We start from the raw sequence: 9,728 nt of genomic DNA, 5'->3' as shown, positions 1-9,728 counted from the left end.
GACATCAACGAATCCAACTCGGCCACAACACGATCCAACACCACACAACACATCTACCAGCACCTACTCACACAGGTGTCGTTGCAGTATTAAGCCAGAGGGCAGGTCGCTCACGCGTCGACTGTAGAGGATGCCGGCCCGGTCGAACTGCCGCTTCAGGCGGCGGTACGTGCGATCTGGCGGTTGACCCCGCAGGGCGGACGCATACAGGGGCACCCACCGGCCCGCAGCTGACCCGCAGCACTCTGAACACGGCCAAGCTGAGCAACGTGGCAAACACGCGAATCAGCTGGCACAGAGCATGATTCGCATGTCAGCGGCAACTCACCAGACATCGAGAGGGTGCCACCTTAAAATCCGCCAAGTGACGGTTCGAGCCCGTCCGGGGGCACGAGGCTGCTTCGACATACGCCGAAGTCGGGCAGCGCATTTCAGGCGTCCCGTTCCGATTCGAATCGGAATCGGAGTGACAATCTGCGCTGCCCGCAGCAGATTTCATCCCGAACCGGCTGGATCGATCATCAACTGCTGAGGAATCCGGTCAGTTCCGTTGCGACCGCGGCGGGGTCGTCCTCATGGGCGTTGTGGCCTGCGCCGGCGAGCATTCGCAACGTCGACATGGGAATCAGCTGTGCGAGTTGCTGTGCCTGCGATGGGTTTATGACGCGATCCTGTTCTCCCCAGAGGATCAGGGTGCGCGCTCTGATCGTGCTTGCCTCCCATTGCACCTGGGACAGATCGAGATTGCGTGGCTGCTTCCACATCGCCGTGCGGTTCTCGTCGTGGCTCTGCGGGATCCAATAGGTGTCCGCCAGTTCTCTGGTCAGTTCCTCGGGGCGCGCATACGCATCGCGCAGTCCCGCCACGTAGATGTCCTCGGTCATCACACGCGTGGCCAGTTCGCCCAGGACGGGCGTGCGCATCAGCTGCATGTTCACATTGAGATCGGTATCCAGAACAAGCGGTGAGATGAGCACCAGCTGATCCACCTGCGAGGGATATCGTGCGGCGAAATCCACGGCGACCGAACCGCTCAGGGAATGTGCCAGCACGGACGCACGGGTAACGCCGACCGCGGACATGAACAGCCGCAGAGCCTCTGTCATGGCCCGAACGTCATATCCGAAATCCGCGTCGTGCAGCGTGGTGAACCCCGAACCGGGCAGGTCGACCGCATAGACAGTGTGATCGGTGGCCAGCACGCCGATGATGTCGCGATAGGTGTAGGACCACAGCGTGCCACCCGGCAGCAGAACGATGGGCGGCCCCTGACCCGCCTCCAGGAAATGAAAGCGGGCCACCGCGGTCTCGACGAACCGGCCGCCGTCGAGAGCCGGCAAATCCGCCTGGCTGTCCGCACTCGATACCGCCGATGGCGTCGCCACGCCGAGGTGCAACAGTGCGATCATCGCTGACAGCGTGCGCAACCACCGGCGTCGACGGTGCGAGTTCGAGTCGATGTCCACCCGATTCTCTTTCAGCTCAGGGCTTCCGGATTACGGCAACATCGAACTGCAGCGTCACCTTCGGGCCGACCATGCCTCCGGCTGCCTTCCAGTGCACTCCCCAGTCCTTGCGGTTGATCGTGACACTGCCGGTGAAATCGATCCGGAGGGCGCCGCGCGGGTCGGTCTCCGCGCCGATCAGCTCGAATCCCATGGTGATCGGCCGGGTGATGCCACGCATGGTCAAGTCACCGGTGACCTCGAGATTCGCCTCGCCGGACCGTTCCACCTCGGTCAGGACGAAAGTGATCGTCGGGTGGTCGTCGACACCGAGGAATTTCTTGCCCAGCAGATCGTCGCGCTGTCGATTGCCGGTGTCGATGCTTTTCGCCTGGATCGTGAGCCGACCGCTCGACCTCGGTGGTGCGTCGAAGTCGAGGTGCGCGTTGCCGTCGAAGGTTCGGAAGTTCCCACGCACCCTGGTGGCCATCGCGTGCCGGGCGATGAAGCCGATCCGGGTGTGGGCTGGATCGAGGACGTAGTCACCGGTCAGCTCGCTGAATTTGTTGGTTGACATGGTCTTTCACTCCTGAGGACAAATGGTTTGCTGCGACGGCTCGTCTACAGCGGGCGGCGGGCGATCGTGCGCGCGATCGAGAGGGCGGCGAGCTTGTCCGGGTTGCGGATACCGTAACCGTTGACGATCCGGTCGCCGGCCAACGCGAGGAAGAGGACCGCTTCGAGGCGGTCGCCGGTGTAGATGGCCACCGCCGGCTCGCTGTTGCAGGTCACCGGCTCGATCCGGATATCCGGCCTGCGCAGCATCGAGCCGAACAGAGCCATGAGAGTCGTGGCCACCTGCGGTGCACCCGTCATCACCTGACTCACCGCGGTGGCCTTGCCGCCGCTGTCGGTGGTCCAGGTGACATCCGGTGCGAGCATCGACAGCAGGCCCTCCATGTCACCGGTCGTCGCCGCCCTCATGAACAGTTCGGTGAGCTCGGCGGTGCGCGCGGCGTCGACGGGCCCGAACCGGTTGCGCCGCGCCTGCACATACCGGCGGGCCCGGTAGGACATCTGCCGCACCGCGGCGATGGATTTGCCCACCGCCGCGGCGATGTCGTCGTAGTCGAAGCCGAACACCTCGTGCAGGACGAACACCGCACGTTCGTCAGGGCTCAGCGTTTCCAGCAACACCAGCATCCCCATCGACACCGATTCGGCCAGCACGACATCGGTCGCGGCGTCCTGTTCGGTCACCAGCAACGGCTCGGGCAGCCATGGGCCGATGTAGTCCTCGCGACGCCGGATGCCGGCCCGCCGTGTGTTCAGCGCCTGCCGGGTCACCAATTGCGCCAGAAACGATTTGGTGTCCCGCACCGTCGCGAGGTCCACCCGCGCCCACCGTAGATAGCTCTCCTGCAGAACATCATCGGATTCGGTTACCGAGCCGAGGATTTCGTAGGCGATCGTGAACAGCAGCGGCCGCAACAGGGTGAATCGCTCGGCATGCTCGTCGGTGGTACTCACGGGTTCGCCACCACTTCGCCACCGCTCACCGGATGTTCGAGCCGCCTGCCGCCCTTGGCCCAGAACAACACGCCGGGTTTGCGTGCTTCCCATCGGATTCCCGACACCGTCCATTTGGTGGCCGTCTCCTTGATCGGCGCGCCGATACGGCCGCCGAGGTATGCGTTCACAGCGGTGTCGTCCTTGCGGGCGAACTGCACGATGCCGGCCCGGCGGCCGAGGCTGACATTGGAACCCAGGAACGCCAGATCCAGCACTGCCGGCCGAACACCGCTGATGCCGGCGAGTACGGTGTCCGCGGCCGTAGCGCCGAGCGGCCCGGCGGCCTGGCAGCTCATGCGCAGTGGCACGCCGGACGGCGCGGCGGCGTCGCCGGCCGCAACGATCCGGTCGTCGTCGACGCTGGTCAGTGTCTCGTCGGTGAGGAGCCGACCGAGTGCGTCGGTGTGCAGGCCGCTGCGTGTAGCCAGGTCCGGAACACCGAATCCGGCGGTCCAAATGGTGGCCGTACCGGGTACCACCCTGCCGTCGGCCAACACGACCCCATCCGGCAGGACCTGGGCCACCCGCGTCCGCTCAAGCACCTCGACCCCATTCCTGGCCATCCATTTGGCCACCATCCGCCGCCCTGGCTCGGAGAATGTCGGGGCCAATCTATCGCCGCAGACCAGCGTGATCTGATGGCCCTGTTCGGCGAGCTCGGCCGCCGTCTCGACCCCGGTCAGCCCCGCACCGACGACGGTGATCGCCGCCGCCGACAACCCCGCGATGACGGCGCGCAGCCGCTCCGCGTGCTCCAATTCCGCTATGGGGTAGGCGAATTCGACTGCTCCGGGTACGGAGGCGGGCACCGCCGCAGTGCTGCCGACCGCGTAGACGACGTAGTCGTAGTCCAACGCGCGGCCGGATGCCAGCTCCACGGTCCGTGCGGTCGTATCGATTCGAATGGCGTCGTCGACCACCAACCGCACGCCCGCACCGAGCAGCGTGTCGTAGTCGATCGCGACCTCACCGGTTCCGGCCACGAACTGATGCAACCGCAGGCGCTCGACAAACCGCGGACGAGAGTTGACCACGGTGATCTCGATGTCGTCGCGCTGCCGCAGGCGGTTGGCCGCCACGGTTCCGGCGTAGCCGCCACCGATCACCACGACCTTCGTACAGCTGCTGTTGTGCTCACTCATGTCCTCGGGACACCGCCCGCCACCTCGACATAACAACAGGTGACGCAGGTCACCGGGCCAGGTAGGGCCGTGATTCACGATCACGAATGGCGAAACCCCTCCCGACTCGGAGAAGCGCTCTCGATTCGGGTGGGGGCGTCGCCTTTCCGCGGTCAGGTCGACGAATCAGGCTGCGGGGGTGTGACCTTGCGCCTCGATCGCGATCTTGTGCCAGTCGGCCCAGGTCGCGAGCCGGTCGGCGTAGACCTGCGGAACGATCTCGTTGCCCTGCGCCCCGAAGAACACCCGCAGCGGTGGGTTGTCGCTGTCGACGATCTCGAGCAGCGCCCGCCCCGCAGCGGCCGGGTCCCCCTGGTCGAGCGTCTGCGCGTAGGCGGCGAAAGCCGCTCGGAGATCGGCATACTGTGGGTCGATCTCGGCGTGGACGGCGCCGGCGGCCCCCTCGGTCGCGTACGAGCTCGGTTCGACCACGGTCACCTTGATGCCGAAGCCCGCAACCTCCTGCGCGAGAGACTCGCTCAGACCTTCCAGCGCCCATTTCGACGCATGGTAGGCGCCACCGAGCGGCCACGCGGCCACGCCGCCGACCGAGGAGATCTGAACAATGTGCCCGCCACCCTGCTCGCGCAGCTGCGGCAGCACCGCCTGAACAACCCAGACCGCACCGAACAGGTTGGTCTCCAACTGATCTCGCAACTGTTGCTCGCTCAGCTCCTCCACAGCACCCAGGACGCCGTAACCCGCATTGTTCACGATGACGTCCAGACGACCGAAGTGTTCTCCGGCGCGCTCTACAGTCGCGAACACCGCCGACCTATCGGTCACGTCCAGCTGTAGCGGAAGCACCGCGTCGCCGTAGGTGGCGGCCAGTCCGGCAAGGTGTTCGGCGTTCCGGGCGGTCGCGGCGACCTTGTCACCGCGGGACAGGGCGGCCTCGACGAAGTTGCGGCCCAGGCCACGGGAGGAGCCGGTGACAAACCAGACCTTGCTCATGATGATTTCCGTTCTTCTGCAGGAGCGATCACAGCGGTGCGGGCGTTCGCACCGCTGATGTTCCGTGCTGCGCACCGAACGAACACAAGACACCGACGGCCCCGTTCCTGTAACAGAACAGCGATGTGACCCGGGACACCGCGGCGCCTACATTTCACCGAATCCGCACCTGCCAGCGGCGATAGTCGATCTCCCGCCTAGGCCCGCGTTGCGGCCGCCGACACTCGGCGGCGGCGGTCGGCGATGATGAGGTACAGGACGAATCCGAAAGCGGCGCTGGTGAACAGGCTGTTGACGAAGAAGAGCCAGTGTTTGGGCTGCCGGCTACGCCGAGTGGTGCTTCGGCTCAGCCGGCCAGAAAGGACAACCGCACGTGCCGCACCGGGTTGTCGACATTGAGATCCACCATCGCGACCGATTGCCAAGTCCCCAGCGCCATTTCGCCGCGCAACACCGGAATACTGGCATAGGGCGCGATCAGCGCGGGCATGACATGCGAGCGTCCGTGTCCGCGCGAGCCGTGTGCATGCCGCCAGCGATCGTCGGCGGGCAGCAGGTCCCGCAGAGCGTCGAGCAAGTCGTCGTCGCTGCCTGCGCCGAGTTCGATCAGTGCGATGCCCGCGGTCGCGTGCGGCACGAATACGTGAAGTAACCCGTCGGATTCCGTCGCCGTCTCACGCAGAAAACCTGCACACTGCGATGTGAGGTCGTGGACAACCTCGCGACGGCCCGTCTCCACCTCGATCAGTCTGCTCTCCATGGGCATCATCGTCCTCCAGCTGTGCCGTCTCAGGAGATCGGCGTCCCCGACTCCGGGCGAAGACATAGCCCTCTCCACCCGAATCGACTGCACGTCGTCGTCACAGCCGGGCTTTTTCCACTCACCAGCGGATTCTCAGGATTCTTCTATGAGCGCCCGCGATTCATCGCGAACGATGTCATCGATATCAGAATGCGTTGGCTGCCAGCCGATTTCGGTCATCGCCTTGGTTGGGTCGTTGATCAACATCGCAGGTTCCGCCGCCGCCGGACGATGCTCGAGCGCAACAGGTCGGCCGGTTACCCGTTCCACCGCGGCAACCACGTCGAGCAGACTCGTACCCCGTCCACTGCCGATGTTGTAGCGCGTAGCGGTGCCAACAGGCGGGAGGTGCTCGATACATGCCACGAATGCCCGGGCCGCATCCGTGACGTGCAGGTAGTCACGAACGGCAGTGCCATCACCGTTGACGATCAACGCCGAACGCTCGGATGCAGCAGTCAACGCACGCGGTATCAGCCGACTCGAATCCCCGTACGCACCGCCCGCGATATTCGACAGTCGAACAATTACTGCCGCCAGTTCCCCGCCACCAGCGACGGCCTCGATGGCCAGCTCAGCCGCAAGCTTGCTGCTGGCGTATGGATGAGGCGGCGCATCACCGAGGTCCTCGGTCATCGGCTGCACATCCGGCGTGCCATAGATCGCCCCCGTCGAAGCAAAAACGATCCCGCGGACTTCCGCGTCGACCATGGCTTCGAGCACCGACAGCGTTCCGCTGGTATTCACGCGGAAATAGCGCAATGGTTCGCCGACCGATTCGCGGGCTCGCGTCAACCCGGCGAGGTGACAGATCGCGTCTACGCCGTCTACCGCAAGGCGAACCGCCTTGTCGTCGAGCAAATCAGCCACCCGGACATCGACTGCGCCCGGAATCACCCACCCATGAGCGCGAACCATCGCGACGGGCTCGTGCCCGGCAGCGTGAAGGGCTTCGACGACAGCACGACCGAGGTAACCGTTCGCTCCGGTGACAAGTACGCGCACACCGCCATCATGTCATCACGAAAGCAACAGGCCGCGATGTCGCACGGCCACAGCATGACCGGGCGGACTGTTATTCCCGCGGATCACCGATCGGATCGACGACCCGCCCACCAACGATGCCGCCCCGGACTTCGACGCAGGTCACCCGGTCCAGGATGCCCGTTGCGTTCAGAACAGCAGGAACCGCCGGTGACAGTGTGGGCCGATCGTGGTGCAGGTACAGCTGTTGGCAACGGCTACCGACATTGGCAGCCTCGTAGCGGGCTGCGGGAACGCAATGAGCCGCCTTCCCCGGCCCACCCGCTGCGGCCGGTCGCCACCGAACCACCCACCTGCAGGGGACCCAGCGGCCGGCCGTAGCGGGACTATCAGTGAACGTAATCTCCGATCATGGCGCGCGGTCATTGTCGACCTGGTATTCGGCGACGATGAAAGCTGTTCTGTGGCAGTGACTCCGGCTCACCGTGCCGCCCACCGGCGGGCCCCTGCCATTCCGATACCAGCGGCCACCGTCCGGTGCGGCGGGCGTGGCAGTCAGAGCCGATGGTCCGGCGTGGACAGCCGCCGACCGGCGTTCCCGGGTTCGCCCGTGCGCCGGGTGGGCAGCTCTAGCCTGGATACTCGTGCCCGTCGACGCCGGGAATTCCCATCGCAGTATGGGTTTCGGCTGTGGTGCCATGGTTCGCGCCGGGCGTCGGTGGGGTCGCGCGGCACGCCCCGGCCGCCACCGCACCGTTGCGCCGGTCGGGATACATCCCGCCGACGGGCGGCCGGGTCATAGGTGGCGGAAGATCCAGCGGGCGCGTGGCTCGTCGCCGATGGTCCCGAGCAGTGCGACGGGTGTGGTGGAGGTGGTGTCGCCGTACAGGGTTCGGCTGGGGTCGGAGGCGAGGCTGACGCGTCGGTTGCCGTTGGTCTCGGTCACGTACCACAGGCCGGTGTCGGCGACGCCGCACACGTTCTGGCCGACAGAGTAGGTCAGCGAGTCGAGCCGAACGGGTTGCAGGCACAGCCTGGTCGAGGAGTTGAGGAGCTGGAACACCGGCCCGGCGGGCCGGTACCCGATCAGGACCGGCTCCCACCGGTTGGTGTCCGCGTTCTCGTCCGCACTCGTTCGCACATCGGCGATGTCGGCCGCGGTGACGACGGGCCGCAGTGTGTAGGCGGGCCGGGCCTCGAGGAAGATCCGGTACCCGCCCGACCGGAGCGGTGCGGCGCCGGCGGGTGCGGCCGCGGCGGCGAACAGGACGTGGGCCACGATCACGAGGACTGCGCGGGCGGACATGACGCTGGGGTCCTTTCACGGAAGGAAGGGCGGAAGGTCGAATCATGCTGTGCACAGGGCGAATTCACAGAAGGCGGCGTGCCCGGTCGGAAGACACGAGCACGCCACCCCACGTATTCGAGACCGGACCCGCTTCGGAGCGCCCGATATGCGCCGAGCAGGCGGAGCGTCCGGAATTGGCAGCGAGAGCCGGTGGGACGGCACCGTGAGCCGACGATGCCCCGTTTGCCTGCCGGTTATCGGCGTGATGGGAGGAATATCCGGGATTCAGGAGGTGCCGGCGATTAGCCACCCACGTGTTTAAGCTTCCGGCTCACGGGTGCCCGACGGCGCGCACCTCGATGGTGGTGGGGCGCGGAATCGCGCACGGAGCGGGGTGGGAGCTGACTGATGAGCGTGGTGTTCGACACGGCTAGCCTGCCGCCGCGAGATCGCCTCCCCGCCCTTGTGGCGACGCTGGAGCAAACAACACTTCGGGCGGATCGGAAACTCGAACTCACGCCCGGGCAGGATGCGGTGTCAGCGCGGCTGGAGACGTGGCAGGTCGGGCCCGTGACCCTGCTGCGGGCGAATATGCCGGGCATGTCGACCACCCGCAGCGCCGCGCACGTGCGAGCCTCCCCGACTTCGATGCTCACGGTGTCACTGCTGCCGTCGCGCACCGGTCGCCGCGAACACGAGCACCGCCGATACGTGGCGCGGCCGGGGGCGTGCGAGGTGTTCGACTACTCGCGGCCACTCCGATTCGATTGGTCCGGGCAGGATTCCCCGATCGGGATGTGCCTCGACGCCGACGACCTCGACCTACCCGGCGACAGCATCGCCGCCGCGACCGGACACCTGCACACCAGTCCCCTGCACTCACTCCTCACCACGCAACTGGCGTCCATGATCGACCGCGCCGATGGCCTCACCGGCGATCCCGCCGCGGAGCAACTCGGCCATGCGTGCATCGAACTGATTCGCGCAGTATTGATCTCGGCCGCCGAGCACGGCCCCTGCGACGGCACCGCAGTCCCCGCCCACCTGCTGATGCGTCAGATCCTGGACTTCACCCGCCGCCGCGCCACCGACCCCGACTTGCACATGCCGACCATCGCAGCCGCGCACCACATTTCGGTGCGGCGCCTTTACCGCTTGTGCGCCGAAGCCGGGATCAGCCTCGAACAACGCCTCATCGCCGCCCGCCTGGACCACGCCCGCCGCCTGCTCTCCGCCCCCGCCGCACATCAACGCTCCATTGCCGCCATCGCCCACGCCAGCGGATTCCGCGACCCCACCCACTTCACCCGCCGCTTCCGCCAACGCTACGGCCTGACCCCCAACCAATGGCGCGCCGAACACAGAGTCCCCCGGGCTAGCGGGTTGCCGGGACCATCGCGCGGGCCTGAACCTCCCGGCAGACCATCGAGCTCAGGGAGTTCCCGCCCTGGAAGTATGTCCGGTTTCCCTCACTGAGAGCCCCCTGATCTTGATTGCCGGAG

General features: G+C 66.1%; 9 protein-coding genes. 1 reads left to right on the top strand and 8 read right to left on the bottom strand.

Annotation, left to right across the window (positions count from 1 at the left end):
- Positions 1-521: 521 nt before the first annotated feature.
- The 8 genes from AB0L60_RS39635 to AB0L60_RS39600 all read right to left on the bottom strand — a co-directional run bounded on the left by AB0L60_RS39635 (position 522) and on the right by AB0L60_RS39600 (position 8,244).
- On the bottom strand, positions 522-1,409 hold the full coding sequence (locus AB0L60_RS39635; RefSeq protein ID WP_364625134.1) for an alpha/beta hydrolase: 888 nt from the start codon (positions 1,407-1,409) through the stop codon (positions 522-524).
- A gap of 73 nt (positions 1,410-1,482) precedes the next feature.
- Positions 1,483-2,022 carry a YceI family protein gene (locus AB0L60_RS39630; RefSeq protein WP_364625132.1) on the bottom strand — a complete coding sequence of 180 codons (540 nt, stop codon included), beginning with the start codon at positions 2,020-2,022 and terminating at the stop codon, positions 1,483-1,485.
- A 44-nt stretch (positions 2,023-2,066) separates the two neighbouring features.
- On the bottom strand, positions 2,067-2,975 hold the full coding sequence (gene sigJ, locus AB0L60_RS39625) for an RNA polymerase sigma factor SigJ (RefSeq protein ID WP_364625130.1): 909 nt from the start codon (positions 2,973-2,975) through the stop codon (positions 2,067-2,069).
- Complete coding sequence (locus tag AB0L60_RS39620; RefSeq protein ID WP_364625128.1) at positions 2,972-4,159, bottom strand: FAD-dependent oxidoreductase; 1,188 nt, start codon at positions 4,157-4,159, stop codon at positions 2,972-2,974. The genes sigJ and AB0L60_RS39620 overlap by 4 nt, the downstream gene beginning before the upstream one ends.
- 165 nt (positions 4,160-4,324) lie before the next feature.
- Positions 4,325-5,155 (bottom strand): SDR family NAD(P)-dependent oxidoreductase, encoded by an 831-nt coding sequence (locus AB0L60_RS39615; protein WP_354834050.1) that lies wholly within the window; start codon positions 5,153-5,155, stop codon positions 4,325-4,327.
- Positions 5,156-5,498: 343 nt separating this feature from the next.
- A complete protein-coding gene (locus tag AB0L60_RS39610) occupies positions 5,499-5,912 on the bottom strand; it encodes a secondary thiamine-phosphate synthase enzyme YjbQ (protein ID WP_364625140.1) in 414 nt (137 codons plus the stop codon).
- A 135-nt stretch (positions 5,913-6,047) separates the two neighbouring features.
- Positions 6,048-6,959, bottom strand: coding sequence for an NAD-dependent epimerase/dehydratase family protein (locus AB0L60_RS39605; RefSeq protein ID WP_364625126.1), 912 nt, complete (start codon positions 6,957-6,959; stop codon positions 6,048-6,050).
- A 775-nt stretch (positions 6,960-7,734) separates the two neighbouring features.
- The gene (locus tag AB0L60_RS39600) at positions 7,735-8,244 is read right to left on the bottom strand and encodes a hypothetical protein (RefSeq protein ID WP_364625124.1); all 510 of its coding nucleotides are present in this window, start codon (positions 8,242-8,244) and stop codon (positions 7,735-7,737) included.
- 390 nt (positions 8,245-8,634) lie between these two features.
- Between AB0L60_RS39600 and AB0L60_RS39595 the strand changes: the two genes are divergently transcribed.
- Positions 8,635-9,702 carry an AraC family transcriptional regulator gene (locus AB0L60_RS39595; RefSeq protein WP_364625122.1) on the top strand — a complete coding sequence of 356 codons (1,068 nt, stop codon included), beginning with the start codon at positions 8,635-8,637 and terminating at the stop codon, positions 9,700-9,702.
- Positions 9,703-9,728 lie beyond the last annotated feature (26 nt).

Source organism: Nocardia sp. NPDC051981 (genome assembly GCF_040680715.1).
Classification (GTDB): Bacteria; Actinomycetota; Actinomycetes; order Mycobacteriales; family Mycobacteriaceae; genus Nocardia.
The sequence above is the reverse complement of the archived record's forward strand: the minus strand, read 5'-3'. Positions and strand labels throughout refer to the sequence as shown.

What these genes read in the sequence shown, in the direction of transcription:
- AB0L60_RS39635 (WP_364625134.1), bottom strand. Translation starts at nt 1,409, where the DNA reads ATGATCGCACTGTTGCACCTCGGCGTGGCGACGCCATCGGCGGTATCG.
- AB0L60_RS39630 (WP_364625132.1), bottom strand. Translation starts at nt 2,022, where the DNA reads ATGTCAACCAACAAATTCAGCGAGCTGACCGGTGACTACGTCCTCGAT.
- AB0L60_RS39620 (WP_364625128.1), bottom strand. Translation starts at nt 4,159, where the DNA reads ATGAGTGAGCACAACAGCAGCTGTACGAAGGTCGTGGTGATCGGTGGC.
- AB0L60_RS39610 (WP_364625140.1), bottom strand. Translation starts at nt 5,912, where the DNA reads ATGGAGAGCAGACTGATCGAGGTGGAGACGGGCCGTCGCGAGGTTGTC.
- AB0L60_RS39600 (WP_364625124.1), bottom strand. Translation starts at nt 8,244, where the DNA reads ATGTCCGCCCGCGCAGTCCTCGTGATCGTGGCCCACGTCCTGTTCGCC.
- AB0L60_RS39595 (WP_364625122.1), top strand. Translation starts at nt 8,635, where the DNA reads ATGAGCGTGGTGTTCGACACGGCTAGCCTGCCGCCGCGAGATCGCCTC.